A 12,075-nucleotide genomic window follows, 5' to 3' on the forward strand; every position below is an offset into this window, starting at 1 on the left:
TCCCTCGACGAGAGGACGAATGATGAACGACCGCACCACATCCACCGGCGTCGACCTCTTCCGCTCACCGCCCGATCGCCACGTGGCGGTGTCCGGCGGCACCGTCGCAGTCCGCAGCATCGGTGCCGGTCCCGACGTCCTGTTCGTGCACGGCTGGCCGGTCTCGGGAGCGACCTTCCGGTATCTCATGCCGCATCTCGCCGAGGACTTCCGTTGCCACGTCATCGATCTCCCCGGTGCCGGCGACAGTCGCTTCGACCGGGACACGCCCCTCGGGATCGCCGAGCACGCCGCGTCGGTGCGCACAGTCGTCGACGCGCTCGGCCTCGACGACGTCGCCGTGGTGGGCCACGACAGCGGCGGACTGATCGCCCGGCACGCGCTCGCGGGTGACCCGAGGGTCCGGGCGTGGGGACTCGTCGCCACCGAACAGACCGGCCGCAGGAGCCTGCGTTTCGCGTCGTTCCTGGCCCTACGCCACGTGCCGGGTGTCGGTCGACCGCTCACGGCGGCGCTCACCACACCCGCTCTCCGGCGGCTGCGCGTCGCGCTCGGGGACTGCTTCGCCGATCGCGGCAGACTCGACGGAGAGTTCGCCGAGTTCTTCCTCGACCCGCTCCGTCACGACGCCGACCGACGCTGGGCGGTCGGGAAGCTGTTGCGCACCTTCGACGTCGGCGCGATCGCCGCGCTACCACGGCTCCACCGCGCGATCGAGGTACCGGTGGCGTTGGTCTACGGCGAGGCCGACGCGTTCTTCCCGGTGGAGCGGGCACGCGAGATGGTGTCCACTTTCGGTGGGCCCGTCGCGCTCGCCGCGATCCCCGGCGGCCGACTGTTCGTCCACGAGGAGTCGCCGCGGCAGGTCGCCGAGGCGCTGCGGCCCGTCCTCGGGCACACGCAGGGCGGTGCCGACGTCAGTTGAGGCCGCGCTGCGCGGCGCGGTCGCCGCGGCGACTCGCACGCCGTTGCACCGTGAAGATCGTCGTGCCGAAGACCCCCACCACCAGACCGATGATCGCGCTCACCAGGGTCGACGTGGACCCGATGCCGGTCGCCGCGATCACGATCGTCGCGATGAGCCACGCAGCCATCCCGACGTAGACGACGTTGTCGGGTGTCATCAGCCATCGCGGTGGTTGGGGTAGGGCCTGGACATCGCCCGCATCGGTCATGGGTGCCAGCGTAGGGTCTCCTCCGGGCAGGGGACAGCCCACGAGCCATCGGCTCGCGAGAACCCGACACACCAGGAGGCGGGCGTGCCGCGCACCCCCAGTGAGAAGACCGATCCCGAGAACACCGGCGCACCGGGGTCCGCCCCCGTCGGATCTGGCTCCCTGCGCGGTCGGATCGACCGATACTTCCATGTCTCCGAACGCGACTCGACGATCTCCCGGGAGATGCGCGGCGGACTGGTCACCTTCTTCACGATGGCCTACATCGTGGTCCTCAACCCGATCATCATCGGCGGGGTCGCCGGCAGCGACCGCAACGCCGACGTGCTGGGCAACGTGCTGCCGATCGCGGCCGTCGCCGCGGTGACCGCGCTCGTCGCCGGGCTCATGTCGATCGCCTTCGGCGTCATCGCGAACTACCCGTTCGCCATCGCCACCGGCCTCGGCATCAACAGCCTGCTGGCGGTCAGCATCGCGCCCGACGTCACCTGGCCCGAGGCCATGGGCCTCGTGGTGATCGACGGCATCATCATCGTGCTGCTCGCCGTCACCGGACTCCGCAGTCGCGTGTTCGCGGCCATCCCCGCCGAGCTCAAGGCGGCCATCGCCGCCGGCATCGGCTGTTTCATCGCGTTCATCGGCCTCGTCGACGCCGGGTTCGTCACCCGCACCCCCGATGCCGCGGGCACCACCGTCCCCGTCGGCCTCGGTGTCGGCAACTCGATCACCACCCTGCCCACCCTCGTGTTCGCGGTCGGTGTGCTCGTGATGGGTGTGCTGGTGGTGCGCAAGGTGCGCGGCGGACTGCTCATCGGCATCGTCGTGACCACCCTGCTCGCGGTCGTCGTGCAGGCCTTCGCCGACCTGCCCGCCTCGGGCAACGGTCGCAGCGGGTGGAGCCTCAACATCCCGACGTGGCCGGGGACCATCGGTGACCTGCCCGATCTCAGCCTCGTCGGCGACGTCGACATCTTCGGCGCCTTCATCCGCATCGGCGTCCTCTCGGCGTCGATCTTCGTGTTCACCCTCGTTTTGTCGAACTTCTTCGACGCCATGGGCACCATGACCGGGCTGGGCAAGGAGGCCGGACTCGTCGACGCCGACGGCAACCTGCCGAACGTGGGGCGCGCGTTGGTCGTCGAGGGCGTCGGGGCCATCGCCGGCGGTACCGCGTCGGCGTCGTCGAACACGGTGTTCGTCGAATCGGCGTCGGGCATCGCCGAGGGCGCGCGCACCGGACTCGCCAACGTCGTCACCGGACTGCTGTTCCTGGTCGCGATGTTCTTCACGCCGCTCTATCAGATCGTCCCGCTCGAGGCCGCCGCCCCGGCGCTGGTGGTGGTGGGCGCGCTGATGATCGCCCAGATCCGATCGGTCGACCTGACGCGGTTCGAATACGCGCTGCCGTGCTTCCTGACCGTCGTCGTGATGCCGTTCACCTACTCGATCGCCAACGGCATCGGTGTCGGGTTCATCAGCTGGGTGGTACTCGCCGCGGCGCGCGGGAAAGCACGCTCGGTGCATCCGCTGCTGTGGATCATCGCGGTGCTGTTCGTGGTGTATTTCGCCAAGGGCCCCATCGAGACGCTGATCGATCGTTGACCACGCATTTCATACCGATGACTGATGCGCACTCGTTCACATGAGTTGGCGCGTCACATTGGTAGTTCGGCGTGCATTCGGTATCACGTGACCTATTGTTGAGCCCGTGAATGCCAAAGACGACAAGCTCGCCAGCGATCTGGCCCTTGCGGTTGTGCGCCTGGCGCGGCACCTGCGCGGGCGGCGGCAGTCCTCCACGGTGTCGTTGACGCAGCTGTCTGCCTTGTCGACCCTCGATCGCGAGGGGCCCATGACCCCGGGTGCGATGGCCGCGCAGGAGCGCGTGCAGCCGCCGTCGATGACGCGCGTCATCGCCTCGCTCGCCGATCTGGGCATGGTCAAGCGTGACCCGCACCCCACCGACGGCCGCCAGATCATCGTCACGCTGTCCGATCTCGGCAACGAGGTCGTCCGGGACGAGACCAACGCCCGCGAGGCGTGGCTGCGGGGACAGCTCGAGAAGCTCGACGGCTCCGAACAGGCCGTCCTCCGCCAGGCCGTCGAGATCATGTCGACGATGGTGTCGAGCAGCGACTAGCTCGACGTCGAGCAGCCACGGGTCGCTTTCGCCTGATCTGAGCTGTTCTTAGCGGCGGTAACATGGCTGGGTGCCGTTGCCCATGATGTTCTCGTCCCTCGGGGTACGGAACTATCGCCTCTGGGCCGGCGGCCAGGTGGTGTCGTTGGTCGGCACCTGGATGCAACGCATCGCGCAGGACTGGTTGGTCCTGCATCTCTCCGGTAACAGCGGACTCGCCGTCGGCATCGTGATGGCCCTGCAGTTCGGACCCACCGTCGTGCTCTCCATGCCCGCCGGAGCGCTGGCCGACCGTTTCGACAAACGCCGTCTGCTGATGGCCACCCAGATCGGCATGGCGCTCTGTGCGCTGTTCCTCGGCGTCTCCGACACGCTCGGCATGGCCACCCTGGGGCAGGTCTACGCGCTCTCGCTCATCCTCGGGTGCATCTCGGCGGTCGACGCACCGATCCGTCAGTCGTTCACCGTCGAGATGGTCGGACCCGAACACCTGCCCAACGCCGTCGCGCTGAACTCGATGACCTTCAACCTCGCGCGCATCATCGGCCCGGCCGTCGCCGGCGTGCTGATCACCGTGATCGGCACCGGCCCGGTGTTCCTCGTCAACGTGGTCAGCTTCGTCGCCGTGCTCATCGGGTTGACGCTGATGCGACCCGGCGACCTGCTGCGCAGCGAACGGTCGACCGGACGCTCGTCGGTGCGGGCCGGTATCGCCTACGTGCGCGCCCGACCGCACCTCGTCGTCGTGTTCGCCACCGTGTTCATGGTGTCGACGTTCGGCATGAACTTCCCGTTGTCGCTGGCCCTGTTGACCGCCAACACCTTTGCCGGTTCGGCGGGCGGCTACGGGTTTCTCTCGACCATGCTCGCCGTCGGGACGTTGGCCGGCGCGACGCTCGCCGCGCGGCGGCGCAACCCGGCGCGCCTGCGGCACTTCCTTGCCGCGGCGGCGGCGTTCGGGGTCCTCGAGGTCGTCGTGGGCCTCATGCCGAACTTCGCGTGGGTCGCGGTGATGCTCGTCCCCACAGGCGCGGCGGTGCTCACCTTCAGCACGTCGGCGATGAACATCGTGCAGCTGTCGGTCGACTCGTCGATGCGTGGTCGGGTGATGGGCGTCTACATGCTGTGCTTCCTCGGCGGCACGCCCCTCGGGAGCCCGCTGCTCGGGTGGATCGCCCAGGTCACCAACCCGCGTGCGCCGCTGATCCTCGGTGGCACCATCAGCGTCGTCGCCACCGTCGCGTGCATCGCAGTGCTCATGCGCGTCCGCCGCATCAGGCCCCACGTCGACCACGGCAAACTCGTGCTCACCGCCGGCGACACCAAGGACCCCGTCACGGTCTGATCCGCCGACCGTGCAGTTACCGGCGTCGAGCGGGCACTTATCTCCATCGATCGGGCAGGTATACGTCTCGATCGGGCAGATCCACGGGGTACAACATCATTTCTGCACGGTCGACGTGGTTATCTGCACGGTCGACGCAGTTACGTGCCCGATCGACGCAGTTACGTGCCCGATCGACGCGGGTGGGTCAGAAGAAGGTGCCCGAGAACGGTTTCCGGTCGGTGAGGAACGCCTGGTCGAGATCGCAGAGCGTGGTGTGGTCGGCGGCCCAGAGCCGGTCGGCGGCGGCGAACTCGGTCGCGCGATAGCCGCCGAGGTAGATGCTGCCCAGCACCGACACGTCCATGCGGACCGTCGCGGGCTCCTCGGTCGGTGTCGCGGTCGCCTGGCCGTCGTGCACCGACAACGCGAAGCGACCGCCGTTGCCGCGGAAGGTGTCGGTGATCTCGAGAACCGCGTCGAAGTCCTCGGCGTACGTCCGCGCCTCGAGCGCGGTGGGGATGTCGATGATGCGCAACCACATCGAGTCCTTGATCGCCGTCACCGTCGGCGCCCGCAGGTTCGTGAGCTTCATCGGCAGCGGGTCGTCGACCGGGATCGACGCGGTGACCGTCGGCGTCAGGTCGAGACCGAGCAGGACGCGCCACAGATCGGTGTGCGCGGTGTCGGTGATCGCGACGAACTCCGACACCTCGGCACGCGACTGCCCGTCGACGTGGTTGATCCGGTAGCTCGCATATCCGTCGGGGTGCACGAGGTAGTGCAGCGCAGAACGCCCGTCGCGCAACATCTCCCGATCGGCGAAGATCATGTTCCACCACACCCGCGACCGCACGATGGCGCCCGGGTTCATCGACGCCCACCGGTCGTGCAGGTCGGGCACCAGCTCACGGACCTGCTCGTCGGTCGCGAACCGCACCGGGGAGTACGACGGCGGCGGGTCGCGCAGCTCGGCCTTGGTCAGGTCGATCGACGCGCTCTGCTCGAAGCAGGCGGGGCCGTAGCCAAACCGTTCGTAGATCGTCGCCTCGCTGGCGGTGAGGATCGAGAAGACGCTCTCCTCACGTTCCCACTGGTCGAACAGCTCGGTGATCATCATGCGCAGGATGCCGCGACGACGATGCGTGGCCGCCACCGACACCCATGACAGTCCGGGCAGGTCGGCGCGCGTACCGCCCGGCAGCGTGAGGGTCATCCGGTAGAACATCGCGACACCGGCGAGCACCGACCCGTGCGGACCGGAGTCGTCGTAGACCACCACCACATCCGAGTCGCGCAGCTTGCTGCGGATGTCGGCCTCGGCCTCGGCGTCGAGAGGATGGATGAACGCGAACGCGCGGGCGTCGGCCGCGATGATCGCCGGCCAGTCGGCGTCGGTGGCCCGCCGCAGGGTCAGATCGGTGTCGGTCACACCTTCTACGTTTTCACACAGGCCGGCCCCGGAAATATCGGGACTCGATCCTGCCTTGACTGTGGTCATGAGCCAGTCGAACAGTCACGCGTCGCACGAGCGGGTCGGCACCCGTGCTCTGCCCACCGCCGGACTCGCCGTCGTGCTCGGCGCGGTGATGCTGGGCACCACCATGCCGACCCCGCTGTACTCCACCTACGAGCGCGAGTTCGGGTTCTCGCTGCTGACGGTGACCATCGTCTACGCGATGTACGCCGTCGGCGTCCTCGCGGCGCTCATCGGGCTGGGGACCTGGTCGGATGTGCTGGGTCGTCGCCCCATCCTCGCGCTGGGTGTCGTGTTCTCCGCGGCCAGCGACGTCGTCTTCCTCCTCGCCGACGACACCGCCGTCCTGTTGGTCGCCCGGGTGGTCTCGGGTCTGTCGGCAGGTGTGTTCGTGGGCACGGCGTCGGTGTCGATCATCGAGATGGCCCGCGGACGGCTGGCCGGACGCGCCCCGGTGATCGCCTCCCTGGCCACGATCGGCGGGCTCGGACTCGGACCGGTTCTCGCATCCATGCTCATCACGTGGGCTCCGGCGCCCCTGCACACCACCTACTGGGTCCACCTGGGCCTCATGGCCGTCGCCCTGGCCATCATCGCTGTCGTCCCCGAGACCCGCGGTCGCCACCGCGAACGCTCGCTCGGCCTGATGCCGGTGCGCGTGCCCGAGGAGATCCGCGCCTTCTTCCTGCGGGCGGCCCTGCTCGGATTCGCGGGCTTCGCGGTGATGGGACTGTTCACCGCCCTCGCGCCGACCATCTCGGCCACGATCGTCGGCGTGCACTCCGCCATCGGCGCGGCGCTGCTGACGGTGTCGGTGATGGCGGGGTCGCTGCTGGGCCAGATCATCGGCCGCGCACTCGCCCGCGAGGCCGCCGACATCCTCGCGATCGTCGCGATGATCGCCGGTATGGCCGTCCTCATCATCACCCTCGTCGCCGGGCGGTGGGAGCTGCTCGCCGTCGCCGGGATCGTGGGCGGTGCCGGACAGGGCATCGCGTTCGCCCGCGGCCTGCAGGGCATCGCGACCGGCGCTCCGGCCGACGAGAAGGCTGCGGTGACCTCGGCGTACTTCGTGATCACCTACATCGCCATCAGCCTGCCCGTCGTCGCCGAGGGGTTCCTCTCGCGTGCGGTGGGGGTGAAGACCGCGGGCATCACGTTCGCCGCCGTGGTGATCGGCCTCGTCGCCGTCGCCGCCCTGCTGCTGGTCCGCGAGCGCCGCGTCGAGGCCGCGCGCACGACACCCGCGACGGCGGACGCCCCGGCCTGACGGTGCGACCATCGCACCACGCCCTGCACATCCAGACGATGCCGTGGCGAGTCGGTCGGGTTGGATGGGCGGATGCCCGTTGACGTCATCGACATCGTCGATCCCGACGACCCGCGCGTCGACGACTTCCGCGACCTGAACTCCGTCGACCGCCGACCCGACCTCCCGGTGCTGCCCGGTGGCCGTCCGGGACGCGGGCTCGTCGTCGCCGAGGGCGTGTTGGTGGTGCAGCGGATGATCGCCTCCCGGTTCACGCCGCACGCGTTCCTCGGGGTCGACAAACGCCTGCACGAACTCGCCGACGACCTCGCGCAGCCCACGGTCGAGGGGCTGCCGTTCTACCGCGCCACCGCCGAGGTGATGGCCGAGATCGTCGGATTCCATCTCAACCGCGGCGTCCTCGGTGTGGCGCGTCGACCCGAACGTCTCACCGTCGACGACGTCGTCGCGCAGGCCCGCACCGTCGTCGTGCTCGAGGGCGTCAACGACCACGAGAACATCGGCAGCATCTTCCGCAACGCCGCCGGACTCGCGGTCGACGCCGTCGTCTTCGGTCGCGGGTGCGCCGACCCCCTCTACCGCCGCGCCGTGCGCGTCTCGATGGGACACGCACTGCTCGTGCCGTTCGCGGCCGCGGAGAACTGGCCCGGTGATCTCCACGACCTCCGTGACCGCGGGTTCACGGTGGTGTCGCTGACACCCGACGCCGACGCGGTACCGCTCGCCGATGCCGTCGGCGCCGAACGTGTCGCGTTCATGGTGGGCGCCGAGGGCCCAGGACTGTCGGAGACCGCGATGCGCGCCGGCGATGTGCGGGCGCGGATCCCGATGGCCCGGGGCACCGACTCGCTCAATGTCGCCACCGCCGCGGCGATCTCGTTCTACGCCCGCGTCGCGCGGTAGCTGCTCGTTCGCGCGCTCGAATGCTGTTCGCATGCCCCGGGCGGCGTGCGAACAGTGCGCCGACGTGCGAACTCAGAGATGTCGCAGGGCCGAGGCGGCCGCGTTGTACCCACCCATCCCGTGGGCGCCCGCACCCGGGGGAGTCGATGCCGAACAGAGGTACACACCGCTGATCCCGGTGGCGTAGGGGTCGATCGCCGGTCGCGGACGGAGTACCACCTGCAGCCCGCCGTTCGACCCGCCGATCACGTCGCCTCCCGCGTAATTGGGGTTGCCGGAGGCGAAGTCGGCGGTGCTGGTCACCGAGGTCGCGCGGATGCGGGATCGGAAACCGGGCGCGAACCGCTCGATCTGGGTGGTGATCGCCTCGGTCGCATCGCCGGTGAACCCATGCGGCACATGGGCGTAGGCGTACAGCGGGTTCAGCTCACCGTGGGAGCGGGACGGGTCGGCGACGTACTGCTGCCCCACGATGAGGAACGGCCGGTCGGGCATCTCGCCCCGGGCCACCTGGCGTTCGGCCGCGAACACCTCGTCGGCGTCGCCGCAGACGTGGACCGTGCCCGCCGAGGCGACGGCCGGCGCGGTCCACGGCACGGCGCCCTCGATCGCAAAATCGACCTTGAAGGCGCCCGGTGCGCGGCGGAACCGTCGGTAGGCGCGCTGCACCCGACGGGGGAGGGCGTCACCGTAGATGTCGGCCGCCACCTGCGGTGAGGTGTCGAGCAGCACGATGTCGGACGGCGGCAGGTCGGCGGCGCTCGTCACCCGGTGCCCGGTCTCGATGGCCCCGCCGAGGTCGACGAGCATCGCGGCGAGTGCGGAGGTGATCGCGGCCGAGCCACCGCGCGCGACCGGCCAGCCGAAGCGGTGACCCGACGCGGCGAGCATGAGCCCGACCGCGGAGGTGAGCGGTCGGTCGAGGCGGGTGTAGGCGTGCGCGGCGGCGCCGGCAAACGCGGCGCGTCCCTGCGGGGTCGCGAACAGCCGCGCGGTGACCGTCGCCGGGGGCAGGGCACGGGGTCCGAGGGTCGCCAGGGCGAGCAGGTGTCGGGGCAGATGCACGATCGGCTGCATCACCTCGGCGGCGAGGTCGTCGAACCGCGCCGCCAGCGGCCCCACCAGTGCACGCCACCGCGGGCCGTCGCGGCCCAGGCCCTCGACGGTGGCATCGATCGACCGGTGGATCAGCGCCGCGGTGCCGTCGTCGAGGGGGTGCGCACAGTCGATCGGCGCGTGATCCCACTGCAGGCCGTAGCGGGCCAGGTCGAGACCCGACAGGAACGGCGACCCGACGCCGAGCGGGTGGAACGCCGAGCAGTGGTCGTGGGTGAGCCCGGGGAGGGTCAGTTCGCCGGATCGGGTGCCGCCGCCGATGGTGTCGGCGGCCTCGAGCACCGTGACCGCGACACCGGAACGCGCGAGGTGGACGGCACCGGCGAGCCCGTTCGGACCCGACCCGACCACCACGGCGGTCGTCATGGGAGTGCCACCACCGGAGGACGGACCTCCCGACACGACGTTGCGACCCATACGTCCGACGCTACCCACTCACGCCCGCGGGAAGACAATGAGTCATGTCGTCCGCCGAGCCGACGCCCTGGGCGCTGGGCCTCACGCTGGCCGCGGTCTCGACGGTGGTCGTGACCGGGGTGGTCCTCGGTGTCTACAGCGTCGTCGCGGAGACCGGCCGTCTGCTCGCCGTGTTCGCGGTCGTCGTCGTGTGTGGCGGGATCGGACCGTCGGCATGGGTGTGGCGACAACGCCCGGTGCTGCGATGGATGGGCGGCGGTGCGCTCGTCGGCCTCGTCGTCGGTCTGCTGGTCGCGGTCGGTTACGCCGCGACCCGGTGAGTCAGCGCTTGCCGAATCCGAACCACCGCGCCACCTTGACCGCCGGCGGTGCGTCGTCGCCGTTCGAACCGGCGTCGCCGTCGGCGGCGTGGGGGGCCGACGGGCCCTGCGCATGATCGTCGTCGGTCGGCTGGTGGCCGGGGGGACGGATCACGAAGCGCGACACGGGAAGACGAGAGATCGGGAAGTCGGAACCGGTGTCGTCCGGTGACGCCGCCGCCGCGTCGAGGCGCAGCCCCAGCCAGGTGTGCGCGGCGGAGGCGGCGAACTCGACCGGGTGGAACGGCAGTGCCTGAGGGTCATGGGCGACGCCGTCGACGTACTGCAGGGGATGCTCCCCGGCCCAGAAGGCACGTTCGAAGACGAAGGGCAGGCCCTCGTTCTCGACGATGTCGACCGGGTCGGCGGCGAACGACCGACGGAGACGGCCCTCATCCCACTGCGCGAACACCCCGTACGCGGCGTCGGTGTCGGTGTGGACGAGGTAGGCGTGCGCGGTGGGCCGTGCGGTCACGAGTTCGGTCGGCAGCTCCGAGGGCGCCGTGGCGGCGAGGCGCGGACCGGCGATCACCGCGAGACGTCCGTACACGCCCACGCCGATCTCGTCGTCGGCCCCCGAGGCGACACGGTCGAGGGTGGTCTCGCCGCGCGGGACGAGCACCGAATCGCCGATGATGTTACGTGCCAACGTTTCCGCGGTGACATGGTCGTTGACGACGCCGACCCGTAGATCGGCGATCGGGTCATCGCTGTCGATCAACCAGAGCATCGATGTCGTCGCCACGACAGGCACCCTTTCGGTCACTAACGCCTCAACCCGTTACTGGTGTCCGTTGCTTCGAACTCCGAGGAGAACATCTTCCCACGCCGGAACCGCGGGTTTGCGTGCGGCCTTGCGCCGACGAGGGGTCGGTGTCTCGTCCGATGTGGGTGCGCTGCTGCGCATGTCGAGCGGGTCGGCCGCGGGCGCCGTCGGCTCGGTGTCGTCGACCGGAGGCGGTGTCGGCTCGGCCGTTGTCTCCCTGGCGATCTCGGCAGGTGGCACGTCGTCGAGGTCGAGATCGTCGATGTCGTCGAGATCCTCGACCGGCTCGACGTGGTGGTCGATGAGCGTGGGCTGGAGCGCCTCGGGGGTGTCGGTGGAGACGACCCGCGCACGCTGGCGACCGATGAGATCGTCGGCGCCGACGGTGTACTGCTCACCGGCCGAGGCGAGGGAGACGACCGAGGTCAGCCCGCGCAGTGGACGACTCAGGTCGGGATCGGTGATCTCGTCGGCGGTCTCGTCGAGCGGTTCGGTGGTGCCGCCACCCGACCCCGGCTGGTACCGCCAGTGGGCGTGGTTCTCCGACCGTCCGACGCGCCAGCTGACCTGGACGATCCAGCGACCGTCCTCGCTCTTCCACGCGTCCCAGTCGGTGTCCTCGGGATTGTGGCCCCGGGCGCCGAGCGCGGACGCGACGACCTCGGCCAGCGTCGACAGCGCAGGCCCGTCGATGCGGATGGGGTGCGACGACGACGCCAACTCGGCGGCGCGCGACCGCTCGAGCAGCACCGGGTGGGCGAAGCGGGACACCTTCTCGGGCGTCACGCCGGCCGCGGAGGCGACCTGCGCGACGCTGGCCCCGGCCCGGATGCGGGCCTGGATCTCGCGCGGTCGCAGGGTGGACTCCATCTCGATCTCGATCTGTCCGAGTCGGGAGATGTCGCCGCGGGCGGCGGCGCGGAGCCGATCGTCGGCGGGGAGGTGGAACTTCTCACCGGAGTCGGGATCCTGGCAGATCACCGATCCGCCGTCGGTGTCCAGACCGATGACACGCAGTTCACGCATCTGCCCCTCCTCCTCGAGTGAGAGCGGGTGGTACCGATCTGCCATGACCGATGTTCATCCGAGCGACTGTTCACCCGACCCTAGTGCAGCGACGGCGTGTCG

General features: G+C 69.9%; 12 protein-coding genes. 7 read left to right on the plus strand and 5 right to left on the minus strand.

Annotated features, from left to right (window positions below):
* The first annotated feature begins 22 nt into the window (after positions 1-22).
* Positions 23-925 (plus strand): alpha/beta fold hydrolase, encoded by a 903-nt coding sequence (locus tag ASG12_RS07015; RefSeq protein ID WP_055787862.1) that lies wholly within the window; start codon positions 23-25, stop codon positions 923-925.
* On the opposite strand, the gene ASG12_RS07020 is transcribed toward ASG12_RS07015, so the two are convergent.
* Positions 918-1,175: a DUF2530 domain-containing protein gene (locus tag ASG12_RS07020; RefSeq protein WP_055786777.1), complete on the minus strand. Its 258-nt coding sequence runs from the start codon at positions 1,173-1,175 to the stop codon at positions 918-920. The genes ASG12_RS07015 and ASG12_RS07020 overlap by 8 nt on opposite strands.
* 162 nt (positions 1,176-1,337) lie before the next feature.
* Between ASG12_RS07020 and ASG12_RS07025 the strand changes: the two genes are divergently transcribed.
* The 3 genes from ASG12_RS07025 (at position 1,338) to ASG12_RS07035 (ending at position 4,660) form a co-directional block, all read left to right on the plus strand.
* Positions 1,338-2,777 carry an NCS2 family permease gene (locus ASG12_RS07025; RefSeq protein ID WP_235456309.1) on the plus strand — a complete coding sequence of 480 codons (1,440 nt, stop codon included), beginning with the start codon at positions 1,338-1,340 and terminating at the stop codon, positions 2,775-2,777.
* A 106-nt stretch (positions 2,778-2,883) separates the two neighbouring features.
* Positions 2,884-3,315, plus strand: a complete 432-nt coding sequence (locus ASG12_RS07030) for a MarR family winged helix-turn-helix transcriptional regulator (protein WP_045824141.1) — start codon at positions 2,884-2,886, stop codon at positions 3,313-3,315.
* A gap of 85 nt (positions 3,316-3,400) precedes the next feature.
* A complete protein-coding gene (locus ASG12_RS07035; RefSeq protein WP_055787866.1) occupies positions 3,401-4,660 on the plus strand; it encodes an MFS transporter in 1,260 nt (419 codons plus the stop codon).
* A 187-nt stretch (positions 4,661-4,847) separates the two neighbouring features.
* On the opposite strand, the gene ASG12_RS07040 is transcribed toward ASG12_RS07035, so the two are convergent.
* A complete protein-coding gene (locus tag ASG12_RS07040; protein WP_055786783.1) occupies positions 4,848-6,071 on the minus strand; it encodes a GNAT family N-acetyltransferase in 1,224 nt (407 codons plus the stop codon).
* Positions 6,072-6,138: 67 nt separating this feature from the next.
* Between ASG12_RS07040 and ASG12_RS07045 the strand changes: the two genes are divergently transcribed.
* Together ASG12_RS07045 and ASG12_RS07050 are read left to right on the plus strand one after the other, a co-directional pair.
* Entirely contained in the window at positions 6,139-7,386 is a 1,248-nt protein-coding gene (locus ASG12_RS07045) for an MFS transporter (RefSeq protein WP_055786786.1), read from the plus strand.
* A gap of 72 nt (positions 7,387-7,458) precedes the next feature.
* Entirely contained in the window at positions 7,459-8,289 is an 831-nt protein-coding gene (locus ASG12_RS07050) for a TrmH family RNA methyltransferase (RefSeq protein ID WP_055786789.1), read from the plus strand.
* Positions 8,290-8,361: 72 nt separating this feature from the next.
* Here ASG12_RS07050 and ASG12_RS07055 read toward each other — a convergent pair whose 3' ends face one another.
* Positions 8,362-9,771 (minus strand): phytoene desaturase family protein, encoded by a 1,410-nt coding sequence (locus tag ASG12_RS07055; RefSeq protein WP_055786791.1) that lies wholly within the window; start codon positions 9,769-9,771, stop codon positions 8,362-8,364.
* Between the two features lie 95 nt (positions 9,772-9,866).
* Between ASG12_RS07055 and ASG12_RS07060 the strand changes: the two genes are divergently transcribed.
* A complete protein-coding gene (locus ASG12_RS07060; protein ID WP_055786793.1) occupies positions 9,867-10,142 on the plus strand; it encodes a DUF2537 domain-containing protein in 276 nt (91 codons plus the stop codon).
* 1 nt (position 10,143) lies between these two features.
* Here ASG12_RS07060 and ASG12_RS07065 read toward each other — a convergent pair whose 3' ends face one another.
* Both ASG12_RS07065 and sepH read right to left on the minus strand, forming a co-directional pair.
* The gene (locus tag ASG12_RS07065) at positions 10,144-10,926 is read right to left on the minus strand and encodes a DUF6928 family protein (protein ID WP_156377950.1); all 783 of its coding nucleotides are present in this window, start codon (positions 10,924-10,926) and stop codon (positions 10,144-10,146) included.
* A gap of 36 nt (positions 10,927-10,962) precedes the next feature.
* Positions 10,963-11,973 (minus strand): septation protein SepH, encoded by a 1,011-nt coding sequence (sepH, locus tag ASG12_RS07070; protein ID WP_055787870.1) that lies wholly within the window; start codon positions 11,971-11,973, stop codon positions 10,963-10,965.
* Positions 11,974-12,075 lie beyond the last annotated feature (102 nt).

This window comes from Williamsia sp. Leaf354 (genome assembly GCF_001424365.1).
Lineage (GTDB): Bacteria > Actinomycetota > Actinomycetes > Mycobacteriales > Mycobacteriaceae > Williamsia_A.